The sequence below is a fragment of the Stappia sp. TSB10P1A genome, from assembly GCF_900185725.1.
GTDB lineage: Bacteria > Pseudomonadota > Alphaproteobacteria > Rhizobiales > Stappiaceae > Stappia.
Genome location: NZ_FYAU01000051.1, coordinates 123,076 through 134,779, shown reverse-complemented (window position 1 = coordinate 134,779; position 11,704 = coordinate 123,076). Strand labels below are relative to the sequence as shown.

Annotated in this window: 9 protein-coding genes; 6 read left to right on the top strand and 3 right to left on the bottom strand. The window is 68.9% G+C overall.

The window, feature by feature from the left end; translation table 11 throughout:
• The 3 genes from TSB10P1A_RS23340 to TSB10P1A_RS23330 form a co-directional block, all read right to left on the bottom strand.
• Positions 1-997: DUF882 domain-containing protein (locus TSB10P1A_RS23340; RefSeq protein ID WP_371515159.1), on the bottom strand; the 997-nt coding region annotated here is incomplete at its 3' end.
• Positions 998-1,524: 527 nt separating this feature from the next.
• Positions 1,525-3,360, bottom strand: coding sequence for a murein L,D-transpeptidase (locus tag TSB10P1A_RS23335; RefSeq protein WP_186390354.1), 1,836 nt, complete (start codon positions 3,358-3,360; stop codon positions 1,525-1,527).
• Between the two features lie 122 nt (positions 3,361-3,482).
• Complete coding sequence (locus tag TSB10P1A_RS23330) at positions 3,483-5,045, bottom strand: sigma-54 dependent transcriptional regulator (RefSeq protein ID WP_186390353.1); 1,563 nt, start codon at positions 5,043-5,045, stop codon at positions 3,483-3,485.
• A 209-nt stretch (positions 5,046-5,254) separates the two neighbouring features.
• Between TSB10P1A_RS23330 and TSB10P1A_RS23325 the strand changes: the two genes are divergently transcribed.
• The 6 genes from TSB10P1A_RS23325 to TSB10P1A_RS23300 all read left to right on the top strand — a co-directional run bounded on the left by TSB10P1A_RS23325 (position 5,255) and on the right by TSB10P1A_RS23300 (position 11,700).
• Complete coding sequence (locus TSB10P1A_RS23325; protein WP_186390352.1) at positions 5,255-7,102, top strand: M3 family oligoendopeptidase; 1,848 nt, start codon at positions 5,255-5,257, stop codon at positions 7,100-7,102.
• Entirely contained in the window at positions 7,099-8,100 is a 1,002-nt protein-coding gene (locus TSB10P1A_RS23320; RefSeq protein ID WP_186390351.1) for a DUF3445 domain-containing protein, read from the top strand. Before TSB10P1A_RS23325 ends, TSB10P1A_RS23320 begins: the two co-directional genes overlap by 4 nt.
• 91 nt (positions 8,101-8,191) lie before the next feature.
• A complete protein-coding gene (locus TSB10P1A_RS23315) occupies positions 8,192-9,574 on the top strand; it encodes an AarF/ABC1/UbiB kinase family protein (RefSeq protein WP_186390350.1) in 1,383 nt (460 codons plus the stop codon).
• A 165-nt stretch (positions 9,575-9,739) separates the two neighbouring features.
• On the top strand, positions 9,740-10,024 hold the full coding sequence (locus tag TSB10P1A_RS23310) for an aa3-type cytochrome c oxidase subunit IV (RefSeq protein ID WP_186390349.1): 285 nt from the start codon (positions 9,740-9,742) through the stop codon (positions 10,022-10,024).
• Positions 10,025-10,073: 49 nt separating this feature from the next.
• Positions 10,074-11,213: a Re/Si-specific NAD(P)(+) transhydrogenase subunit alpha gene (locus tag TSB10P1A_RS23305; RefSeq protein WP_186390348.1), complete on the top strand. Its 1,140-nt coding sequence runs from the start codon at positions 10,074-10,076 to the stop codon at positions 11,211-11,213.
• Positions 11,214-11,223: 10 nt separating this feature from the next.
• The gene (locus tag TSB10P1A_RS23300; protein ID WP_186390347.1) at positions 11,224-11,700 is read left to right on the top strand and encodes a proton-translocating transhydrogenase family protein; all 477 of its coding nucleotides are present in this window, start codon (positions 11,224-11,226) and stop codon (positions 11,698-11,700) included.
• Positions 11,701-11,704 lie beyond the last annotated feature (4 nt).

Below are 11,704 nucleotides of genomic sequence, written 5' to 3'. Positions count from 1 at the left end.
CACCGTCGGCGGCAGGCGTTGCGGGCGGCGCGGCGGGAACCGGGGCCGGCGTCTCGGCCGACCTCACGCCCGGAGGCGCCTGGGACGGCAGCGGCGCCGGGCTTGCCGCCGGAGCCGCGACAACGGCGGGCGCCGGCGCACTGGCGACCTGCGTGCGCACCGGTGCGGGCGGCGTCGGCTGCGTCGAGACATCCTCGCCCTCGTCCTCGTCGCCGCCGAAGATGCGGGCGAACAGTCCGGGGCCGCTCGAGCGGGCGCCGCCGGCCGGCAGGCGGGCGATGCCGCGCTCTTCCAGATCGCCGGAGCGCCGGGTCGGCGACGTCGACACGCTGGCCACGGCGGTCGGCCGGCTGGAGGCGCCGCGCTGATGCCGCGCCAGCGCCTCGGCATAGCCGGGCATCTTCTTGCCGTCGCTGGGAACGTGAATGGTGTCGCCGCGCGGGAACACGCCGGCGAGCTGCGAGCGGGTCATGCGCGGCCAGTGCCGCACCGAGCCCGTGTCCATATGGACGAACGGCGTGCGGGAACTGGGATAGAAGCCGACGCCGCCGATCTCCTTGCGCAGGCCGAGCGCCCGCAGCCTGTTGATGTCGACGCCGGGGATGAAGAAGTCCATCGCCTTGCCGCGCGTGTGCTGGCTGCTCTTGGCGACGCCGCGCGAGCGGTCGCGCAGCATGTTGTTGGTCGCCGGCGAGCGATAGGCGGAGACAACGTGGATCGCTTCGCTGGTGCCGGCCTGCTGATACACTTCCCAGATGAGATCGAAGAGCTGCGGATCCATCTGCGTGCTTTCGTTGCGCCGCCAGTCGCGCAGGAAGCGGTTCAGCTCGCGCAGGCCTTCCGACACATAGCGGCCGTTCCGCTTGAAGGTGATCGAAACCCGCTCATGCGTATGGGTGTTGTAGAGCTTCAGGGTCCGCGTCTCGGCGGATGCCGGAGACAGCGACATCGGCGACAGCAGTGCCACGGCGAATGCGGCAAGCGCCAATACGGGCAACGCGCGATATCGCAGCCGGGAAAACCATGCCTCGAGCAATGTCAGTCTCGCTTGTTTGCCGGCGGTTCAGCCGAACATCGCCCCCCGTCGGACTGATGTAAGGGACCGAAGTTAAGAAGCCTTTACCGTATTCCGAAATGAGCGCAAATCGTGGCAAATGCGCATCAATCCCGGAAAAAATGCTGACAACCCGGGTTTTCGCCCAGCTAGCTCCCCCCGTCAAGACCCGGTCGAGGCTCCGCCAGGGGCCGCTTGCCCCCCCCCGCACGCGGCGTTCTGGAGATCGATACCGGGCGCGCCGCCGGCGCAACCGACGGGCCGGTGGGGCATGGGTCTCGCCCTAGTGTGGTGAATTTGAAATACGCCTCATTTTTTGCAGCGTGCCGGCGAGCGTATTTCAAATTCGAAAACCACACTAGAAACATAGACTTGCTAGTCACCCTTTTGAATCTGAAGTTCGTTCAGAGCATGCCGAGACATGTGACGAACTTCAGATCCGGGTGACTAGGGGAGCGCTTGCGCGCGCCTCAGTAGTCGGAGCTGGCCCGCTGGCGGCGGTCGAACATGCGCTGCCGCTCGGCCGCGAGATCGACCACCTTCTGCTTTTTCGGGGCCTCCGCCACCGGCGCCGCCGGCGGCCGGGCGCGCTTGACCGGGGGAGCGACGGCGAAGCGCTGCCAGTCTTCCCAGCCCTCGATCTCGAGCGCCTTGGTGAGCGCGGCATTATGTCCATAGATATCGGGGCGGCGCTGCAGCTTGCCGTTCTCGTCGACAAAGGCGGTGAAATAGGCAAGGTGCACCGGCACCGGCCGGGTCAGGTCGGCCCGCTTCTCCTCACCGCCGATCATCGACTTCAGCCGCGCCGCCGTCCATTGCGTGTCGAGTTGCAGCAGGGCGTCGGCGAAGGCAAACGGGTCCTGCACCCGCACGCAGCCATGCGAGAAGGCGCGGGCAGAGCGGGCAAACAGGCTCTTCGACGGCGTGTCGTGCAGATAGACCGCGTGCCGGTTGGGGAACATGAACTTGATCTGCCCGAGCGCGTTGCCATCGCCCGGCCGCTGGCGGATGCGCACCTGGTTGAGGTTGACGCCCGACCAGTCGACCGAGGCCGGATCGACGACGCGGCCCCCGGCCAGCACCTCGTAATTGCGCCGCGGCAGGTAGCTCGCATCCGACAGGATCGACGGCAGCAGCTCTTCCGAGGCGATCGAATAGGGCACGTTCCAGTAGGGATTGACGATGACGTGGTCCATCACGTCGGAGAACACCGGCGTCTGGTTCGACGGCTTGCCGACCACGACGCGGGTCTCGTAGACCTGCGCCCCGTCGCGGAACAGTCGCGCCGAGAATTCCGGAATGTTGACGAAGATGTGGAAGGCGCCCATGTCGCGCGGCATCCAGCGCCAGCGCTCCATGTTGGCGAGGATATCGGAGACGGTCATGCCGTCCTCGGCGGCGGCGTTCAGCGCCAGCAGGGTCCGGCTGCCGACGACCCCGTCGGCCTGCAGCCCGTTCTCGCTCTGGAAGGCGACCACCGCGTCCTTCACCCGCGCGTCGAACAGTTCCGCCTCGCCCGCCGGCTCCATGCCGAGCCGGGCGCGCAGCACGGCAACGCGCGGGTCGCGCATGCCTTCCTTCAGCGCCGCCCCCTCCGGCACCAGTGGCGGCGTCTCCTGCCGGTCCTGTGCGCGGATCTCGGCCAGTTTCTCGCGCAGCGCCGCAAAGCCAGGCTGCGGCGGATTGTAGCCGTCGAGCGTCGTCGCCGCGTCGGTGGCGGCGGCCAGCGCCGCCAGCACCCCTTGCGCATCCGGGCGCTGCGGCTCCAGCGTCACGTTCCGCGACAGCGACGACGGCGCGACACGGCCGGCCTGCGCATGTTCGGCATAGGCGAGCGCCGCCGCCGACAGCAGCACCTCGAACCGCGCCGCCCGTTCCTCGTCCATCCGCCCGGCGGAGCGCGCCAGATCGCCCGGCAGGGCATAGTCCGCCCGCCGCAGCCCGTCGCGCTCGGCCTGGGCCAGACGGGCCACCAGCCGCCGCGCCTCCAGCGTCGGCACGCCGTCGGCGATCCACAGCAATTCATGGCCGCGCGCGGCGTAGAACTCGACGAGCTGCCGGCGCCGCTCGGCGCTCATGAACGGCAGCGCCCCGTCGCTGTCGGCAAGCCCCGCCCCCGTTTGCAGCAGGGTGGCCAGCGCCGGCTCGGGCAGCGGCTGCGGCAGCGGCGTCGCGACGGCGGTCGCAGTGTCGGCACCGGTGATCGACCCGGTTGTCGCCAGCGCCGGCAGCGCGCTCGTCAGCATCAGGCCGGCGAAGGTGGCGGCGGCGAGGCGGGCCGGGCGAAAACGGATGCTGCAGGCCATGAAGCTCTTCCGGTTGTCCGGCACGGGCACACCTGTCCCGCACCAAGGTGATTCGTCTGGATATCCGGCCAGCAAGCCGGCTCGGCGGCGGCAATGCAAGTCACGTTGCGTCATGGGAGCCGCTACTCGGCCGCCTCGGCGTCGCCTGTTGCATCGAGGCCATAGTCCTTCAACTTGCGATAAAGGGTGGACCGGCCGATCGACAACCTGCGCGCGACTTCGGTCATCCGCCCGCCATAGTGGTCGATGGCGGTGCGGATCATCTCCGCCTCCACCTCTTCCAGCTTGCGCACATGACCATGATCGTCGAGCGAGCGCACGAAGCCGAACGGCGCCGCCGGTCCGCCCCCGCCATCGGCAAGGGCAACACCGGCCGTCTCCGGCACCGGCATCGCCGCGGGCGCTGTCTCGCCCGCCTGCGCCGTCACAGTGTCGCGATCCGTCTCCACCGGCCGGGCCGCCGGCATCCGCACGGCCGTCGCCGCGCTGCCGACGCTCGCCTGCACCTGCGGAAAATCGTCCGGGCTGAGGTGATCGCCCTCGCACAGCACCACGGCGCGGAACACCGCGTTCTCGAGCTGGCGGATGTTGCCCGGCCAGTCATAGGCCTGCAGCATGGCGATGGCGGCGGGCGCCACGGTGGCGATCTGCGGCCGCCCTTCCTCGGCCGCGAACCGCGCCAGGAAGTGCCGCACCAGGTCGGGAATGTCCTCGCGCCGGTCGCGCAGCGGCGGCAGCCACAGCGGGAAGACGTTGAGCCGGTAGTAGAGGTCCTCGCGGAACTGGCCGTCCTTGACCAGGTCGATCAGCCGCCGGTTGGTCGCCGAGATCAGCCGGAAGTCGACCTTCACCGGCCGCCTGGCGCCGATCGGGTCGATCTCGCCCTCCTGCAGTGCGCGCAGCAGCTTGACCTGGATGTCGAGCGACAATTCGCCGACCTCGTCGAGGAACAGCGTGCCGCCATGGGCTTCCTGGAACTTGCCGATATGCTTGTCGACCGCCCCGGTGAACGCCCCCTTCTCGTGGCCGAACAGGATCGATTCGACCAAGTGCTCGGGGATCGCGCCGCAATTGACGGTGATGAAGGGCTTCGCCCGCCGCTCGCTGGAGCCCTGGATCGCGCGGGCGATCAGCTCCTTGCCGACGCCCGATTCGCCCTCGATCAGCACCGGGATATGCGAGGTCGCGGCCCGCCTCCCGACCCGGATCACCCGCTCCATCGCCTCCGAACGGGTGACGATGTCGTCGAAGGAGAAGGTGCCGCTCGCCTGCTTGTGGATCCGGGTGATCTCGCCTTCCAGCGCCGACATGCGCATGAAGGTGCGGATCGCCACTTCCAGCCGCTCCGGCGACACCGGCTTGACCACGAAGTCCTGCGCCCCGGCGCGGATCGCATTGACCGCCGCGTCGATGCCGGCATGGGCCGTCTGCACGATGATCGGCACAGTCTTCTTCATCTCGCGCAAGCGCGCGATCACGCCCATGCCGTCGAGCTCCGGCATCACCAGGTCGAGGATGACGAGGTTGATGTCGTTGCCTTCCGGCGAGGCCATCAGCGCCACGGCTTCCGCGCCGTTCTCGACGCTGCGCGCGCGGTAGCCGAACCGCTTGACCGCCTCTTCCAGCAGGCGCCGCTGCACCGGATCGTCGTCGGCGATGAGGATGCGTCCGCCTGTCGGGATCATGCGTGCGCCTGCCTTTCGGGACTTGTCTCAATTCGGGTCACCGTAGCCGCGCACCGGTAAACAAAATGTCCACGTTTGCCGAAGGCCCCTCGCCTGCCCGGTCTTTAGGCGTTGCCCTCCACCGACAATTCACAATATCCAGACACAGGAAGGCGCGGCACGAGCGCCCGCGCAAGAACACGAGACCAGAACACGAGAGCGGAGACGTCATGACCGACAGGGCAGGCTGGACACAGGCACGGATCGCCCGCTCGGCGGCGGAAGGCGGCAGCGCGGCGAGCGAGCTCGGCGCCCTGCCGGAGTGGAACCTTGCCGACCTCTATCCCGGCCACGACGCGCCGCAGGTCCCCACCGATCTGGCGCGGGCGGCCCGCGATGCCAGCGCCTTCGAAGAGCGCTACAAGGGCAGGCTGGAGGAGATCGCCCGCCGCTCCGGCGCCGAGCTCGCCGGCGCGATCCGCGAGATGGAGGCGCTCGACGACCTGATGGGCCGCCTCGCCTCCTTTGCCGGCCTGTTCTATGCCGGCAACACCACCGATCCGGTGCGCCAGAAGTTCTATGGCGACGTGCAGGAGAAGCTGACCACCGCCAGCACCCATCTGATCTTCTTCGCGCTGGAGCTCAACCGCATCGACGAGGCCGTCCTCGACGAGGCCGCCGGCGATCCGGACCTGGCGCATTACCGCCCCTGGCTCGACGACATCCGCAAGACCCGTCCCTACCAGCTCGAGGACCGCATCGAGCAGCTCTTCCACGAGAAGTCGGTGACCGGCGCCGGCGCCTGGAACCGGCTGTTCGACGAGACGATGGCGGGCCTGCGCTTCGATGTCGAGGGCACCGAACTGTCGCTGGAGCCGACCCTCAACCTGTTGCAGGACGCCGATGCGGCGCGCCGCGAGACGGCGGCGAAGGCGCTGAGCACCACCTTCCGCCAGAACCTGCCGGTCTTCACGCTGATCACCAACACGCTGGCCAAGGACAAGGAAATCTCCGACCGCTGGCGCGGCTTTGCCGACATCGCCGACAGCCGGCACCTTGCCAACCGGGTCGAGCGCGAGGTGGTCGACGCCCTGGTCGAGGCGGTGCGCGAGGCCTATCCGTCCCTCTCCCACCGCTATTACGCGATGAAGGCCGGCTGGCTCGGCCGCGACGTGCTGGATTTCTGGGACCGCAACGCGCCGCTTCCCTCCGCCGACACCCGCCGCATCCCCTGGGACGAGGCGCGCGACACGGTGCTTGCCGCCTATGGCCGCTTCTCGCCGAAGATGGCGGACATCGCCCGCGACTTCTTCGACAAGGGCTGGATCGACGCCCCGGCGCGGGCCGGCAAGGCGCCGGGCGCCTTCGCCCATCCGACCGTGCCGAGCGCCCACCCTTACGTTTTGCTCAACTATCAGGGCCGCACCCGCGACGTCATGACGCTTGCCCATGAGCTCGGCCACGGCGTCCACCAGGTGCTGGCTGCGCCGAACGGCGCCTTGATGGCGCCGACGCCGCTGACGCTCGCCGAAACCGCGAGCGTGTTCGGCGAGATGCTGACCTTCAAGACGCTGCTCGGCCAGGCCGAGACGCCGCAAAAGCGCAAGATCCTGCTGGCCGGCAAGGTCGAGGACATGATCAACACGGTGGTCCGGCAGATCGCCTTCTACACGTTCGAGCGCAAGATCCACACGGCCCGGCGCGAGGGCGAGCTGACCTCCGCCGACCTGTGCGAGCTGTGGATGTCGGTGCAGGCGGAGAGCCTTGGCCCGGCCATTCGCCTCAGTGAGGGCTACGAGACCTACTGGACCTATATCCCGCACTTCATCCACTCGCCCTTCTATGTCTATGCCTATGCCTTCGGCGACTGCCTGGTGAACTCGCTCTACGCGGTCTACGAGGATGCCGAGGCCGGCTTCCAGGACAAGTATTTCGCCATGCTGTCGGCCGGCGGCACCAGGCACCATTCGGAGCTGCTCGCCCCGTTCGGTCTGGATGCCACCGACCCCGCCTTCTGGCGCAAGGGCCTGTCGGTGATCGCCGGCTTCATCGACGAGTTGGAGCGGCTCGACGCATGAGCACGACCACGGGCGGAGAGGAGGACCGGTCCTCCTCCCCCGCCGGCCCGCCCGTTTCCCACACCCCCTTTTCCCACACGCCCTATGACGGCTCGGCCCGGCCCTTCAGCGTCGGCTTGCAGCCGCTCGACCTTGCCGACTGGATCGAGCCCGACGCCCGGCTCGCCGAACAGCTCGACGAGAAGGAGCGCCTGCTCGCCGGCGGCGGCGAGGCGCCCGTCCTGCTCGCGGAAGAGGGAACGGAAAGCGCCCAGCAGGAAGTGCTCGATCTTCTCAGCCAGCACCTGCCGAACCGTTTCCCGGATCTCTACCGCCGCGAGGGCACGGCGATCCGCATCCTGCCCACCGGGCGCGTGATCGATCTGGCCGAACCGGGCGACATCCCGCTCGCCCGCGCCGCCCGGCTGGTGCAGGAGGACCTGATCCTGATGCGCGCCTCGCCGCAAGGCTATCGCCTTGCCGCCGGCGCGCTGTGCTTTCCCTCCTCCTGGTCGCTCACTGATAAGTTCTCCCGGCCGATGACCGCGATCCACGAGACGGTGCCCGGCTTCAACGACGGGCGCATGGGGCCGATGGTCGCACGCATCTTCGACAATCTGCCCGTCGAGCGGCCGAGCTGGCGGCTCAACTGGTCGCTCTATACCGGCCCGGCGCTGCACCGCCCGTTCCCCAAGCGGATCGCCGCGGACGGCACCGATCCGCACCGGCTGGCGCGCGACGAGGCCGGCGGCCTGCATGTGCGGGTCGAGCGCCAGACCCTGCGCCGCCTGCCGCAAAGCGGCGACATCCTCTTCACCATCCGCATCCATCACGATCCGGTCGCCGCCTTCGCGCGCCATCCGCAGGGGAGCGAGCTGGCGCAGGGCCTGCGCCGGCAATTGCTGGAGCTGGATGCCGCCCAGGCCGCCTACAAGGGCCTTGCCGCCGACCGCGACGCCATCGCCGCCGCCCTGGAAAGCCTCGCCGCCTCCCTCGCGCCCTCCCGATCCCCGGCGTGAGTGCCCCTGCCGGATCCGGATCGATCCACTATATCTGTCATGACGTAGCAGCAGGTCGGGGCATCCCGCTCCGCGACAGGCCGAGGCACGAATGAGCACACAGCCCCCCCGCGACCGCGAGCAGAACCGCTTGACCGCCCGCGTCGGACGCTATGCCCGCGTCGGCGCCAACATGGGCGGTCTCGCCGCGAAGATCGCCGGTGCGCGGGTCTTCGGCTACACCATCGACAACGAGAAGCAGGCGGCCGAGCTTGCCGCCGCCCTCGGCGGGCTCAAGGGCCCGTTGATGAAGGTGGCGCAGCTCATCTCCACCATTCCCGACGCGGTGCCGCCCGAATATGCCGCCGAACTGGCGCAGCTTCAGTCCGATGCCCCGCCGATGGGCTGGGCCTTCGTCAAGCGGCGCATGTCGGCCGAGCTCGGCCGCGACTGGCAGGCGCGCTTCGCCAGCTTCGACCGCGAGCCCTCGGCCGCCGCCTCGCTCGGCCAGGTGCACCGGGCCCGCGCGCAGGACGGCGAGGAGCTTGCCTGCAAGCTGCAATATCCGGACATGGCCTCGACGGTGGAGGCGGACCTGCGCCAGTTGTCGCTGCTGTTCTCCGTGCATCGCCGCATGGGACCGGCCATCGACACCAGCGAGATCGCCCGCGAGATCGGCGACCGGGTGCGCGAGGAGCTCGACTATGTGCGCGAGGCCCGCCACATGGCCGCCTATGCGCGGATCTTCGCGGACGAGCCGCGCATCCGCGTGCCGCAGGTCAGGGCGGAGCTGTCGACCGGGCGCCTGCTCGCCATGTCCTGGCTCGACGGCCGGCCGCTGCTGAGCTTCAGGGACCATCCGCTGGAGGACCGCAACCGCCTCGCCGAAGTCATGTTCCGCGCCTGGTGGCACCCGTTCAGCCATCACGGGCTGATCCATGGCGACCCGCATCTGGGCAACTACACGGTCTTCACCGACGGCGATGCGCCGGCCGGCATCAACCTGCTCGACTATGGCTGCATCCGCATCTTCCCGCCCGGCTTCGTCCAGGGCGTCGTCGATCTCTATCGCGGGTTGCTGCATGGCGACGACGACCTCGTCGTCTCCGCCTATGAGCGCTGGGGCTTTCGCGGCCTCAGCCGCGAGCTGATCGACATCCTCAACATCTGGGCCCGCTTCATCTACGGCCCGCTCTTGAGCGACCGGGTCCGCTCCATCGCCGACGGCATCAAGCCGGCCGAATACGGCCGCCGCGAGGCCTTCCGCGTCCATCAGGCGCTCAAGCAGAAGGGGCCGGTGACGGTGCCGCGCGAATTCGTCTTCATGGACCGTGCGGCGATTGGCCTCGGCGGCGTCTTCCTGCATCTGAAGGCCGAGCTGAACTTCTACCGCCTGTTCAACGAGCAGATCGAGGATTTCGAGGAGAGCACCGTCGCCGCCCGCCAGCAGGCGCTGCTGCAAGGGGTCGGCCTCGCCCCGCGCCCGCCGTCCTGACGCCCCTCCCCTCCGGCATCCGCTCCGGCCGGTCGCGACCGGCCTTCCGCTCGCTGCGCGAGGCCTTCTCCCGCAGCTTGTCCCGCGGTGCAAACTGCGCGTTGCCCAAGGGTTTCTGTCTGCTATAAGTACGCCAAACAACCACCCTGGCCACAAGAGGGATCCATGGCAGACAACAACGCTCCGTCGATGGACTACGCAGAGCACGAGCGCACCTATAACGGCTTCATCAACTTTTCCAAGGTCGGCACCGTCGCCGCCCTGAATGTGATGCTGTGCCTCATCCTCTTCACCTTCGGCGGCAGCGCCGGCACGTTCTTCGGCTGGATCGCGCTGATCGCCACCCTCGTCGCGGCGGCCGTCGGTCTTGCCAGCGGCGCCAAGGGCTGGATCCCGTCCGCCGTGGTGTTCGTCGTCGCCAGCCTGATCGCGATCGTCACCGCCGCTTGACCGCAATTCTCGCGGTCGCAGTCATCCGCATCCTGGGAGGAGACAACCGATGAAACTCGCTGTGCCCCGCGAGAGCGAGGCAGGAGAAACGCGCGTCGCCGCAACGCCCGACACCGTGAAGCGGTTCGTCTCGCTCGGTTTCGCGGTCGCTGTGGAAGCCGGCGCCGGCACGGCGTCGCGCATCGTCGATGCCGATTACGAGGCCGCGGGCGCCACCATCGCCAAGACGGCGAAGGCGGCGCTCGACGGCGCCGACCTCGTCCTCAAGGTCCGCCGCCCCAGCGCGGCCGAGCTTGGGCTGATGAAGAGGGGCGCCGTGGTCATCGCCACCATGGACCCTTACGGCCATGACGACGCGGTCAAGGCGATGGCCGAGGCCGGCATCTCCGCCTTCGCCATGGAGTTCATGCCGCGCATCACCCGCGCCCAGGTCATGGACGTGCTGTCCTCGCAGGCCAACCTTGCCGGCTATCAGGCCGTCATCGACGGCGCCGCCGAATATGACCGCGCCATGCCGATGATGATGACCGCTGCCGGCACGGTTCCCGCCGCCCGCGTCTTCGTCATGGGCGCCGGCGTCGCCGGTCTGCAGGCCATCGCCACCGCTCGCCGCCTCGGCGCCGTGGTCAGCGCCACCGACGTGCGCCCGGCCGCCAAGGAGCAGGTCGAATCGCTCGGCGCCAAGTTCATCGCCGTGGAGGACGACGAGTTCCGCCAGGCGGAGACGGCCGGCGGCTATGCCAAGGAAATGTCGGACGAGTACAAGAAGAAGCAGGCCGAACTGGTCGCCTCGCACATCGCCAAGCAGGACATCGTCATCACCACCGCCCTGATCCCCGGCCGGCCCGCGCCGCGCCTGATCAGCAAGGACATGGTTGCCTCGATGAAGCCCGGCTCGGTGATCGTCGATCTCGCGGTCGAGCGCGGCGGCAATGTCGAGGGCGCGGTGCCCGGCCAGGTGGCGAAGGTCGGCGAGGTCCGCATCGTCGGCCATCTCAACGTGCCCGGCCGGATCGCCGCCTCCGCCTCGGCGCTCTATGCCAAGAACCTGGTCGCCTTCGCCGAAACGCTGGTCGACAAGGAGGCGAAGGCCATTGCCGTGAACTGGGAGGACGAGCTCGTCAAGGCGACCGCCCTCACCCATGACGGCAAGGTGGTGCACCCGGCCTTCGCGCCGGCAGCCGGATAAGGGGGACGCCATGTCGGAACTCAACGCCAACGAAACGCTGGAGCGCGCCCGCGCCGCGGCGGAGGCCGCGCGCGAGGCGGCCGAGACCGCCCAGGCGGCGGCCGATGCCGCCCGCGCCTATGCGGACCAGATCGCCGGCGGGGCGAGCGACTCGCTCGCCCATGCCGCCTCCGCCCTCACCGGCGGGGCGATCGATCCCTTCGTCTTCCAGTTCACCATCTTCGTGCTGGCGATCTTCGTCGGCTACTACGTGGTCTGGTCGGTGACGCCGGCCCTGCACACGCCGCTGATGTCGGTCACCAATGCCATTTCGAGCGTGATCGTGGTCGGCGCGCTGCTGGCCGTGGGCGTCGACCTTGCCGCCGACGGCGCGGGATACGCGCGGGGCTTCGGCTTCCTGGCGCTGGTCATGGCCAGCGTCAACATCTTCGGCGGCTTCCTGGTCACCCAGCGCATGCTCGCCATGTACAAGAAGAAGCAGAGATAGGGGG

Excerpts from the sequence above, each read along its gene's own strand:
- TSB10P1A_RS23335 (WP_186390354.1), bottom strand. The coding sequence starts at position 3,360 with ATGGCCTGCAGCATCCGTTTTCGCCCGGCCCGCCTCGCCGCCGCCACC.
- TSB10P1A_RS23330 (WP_186390353.1), bottom strand. The coding sequence starts at position 5,045 with ATGATCCCGACAGGCGGACGCATCCTCATCGCCGACGACGATCCGGTG.
- TSB10P1A_RS23325 (WP_186390352.1), top strand. The coding sequence starts at position 5,255 with ATGACCGACAGGGCAGGCTGGACACAGGCACGGATCGCCCGCTCGGCG.
- TSB10P1A_RS23320 (WP_186390351.1), top strand. The coding sequence starts at position 7,099 with ATGAGCACGACCACGGGCGGAGAGGAGGACCGGTCCTCCTCCCCCGCC.
- TSB10P1A_RS23315 (WP_186390350.1), top strand. The coding sequence starts at position 8,192 with ATGAGCACACAGCCCCCCCGCGACCGCGAGCAGAACCGCTTGACCGCC.
- TSB10P1A_RS23310 (WP_186390349.1), top strand. The coding sequence starts at position 9,740 with ATGGCAGACAACAACGCTCCGTCGATGGACTACGCAGAGCACGAGCGC.
- TSB10P1A_RS23305 (WP_186390348.1), top strand. The coding sequence starts at position 10,074 with ATGAAACTCGCTGTGCCCCGCGAGAGCGAGGCAGGAGAAACGCGCGTC.
- TSB10P1A_RS23300 (WP_186390347.1), top strand. The coding sequence starts at position 11,224 with ATGTCGGAACTCAACGCCAACGAAACGCTGGAGCGCGCCCGCGCCGCG.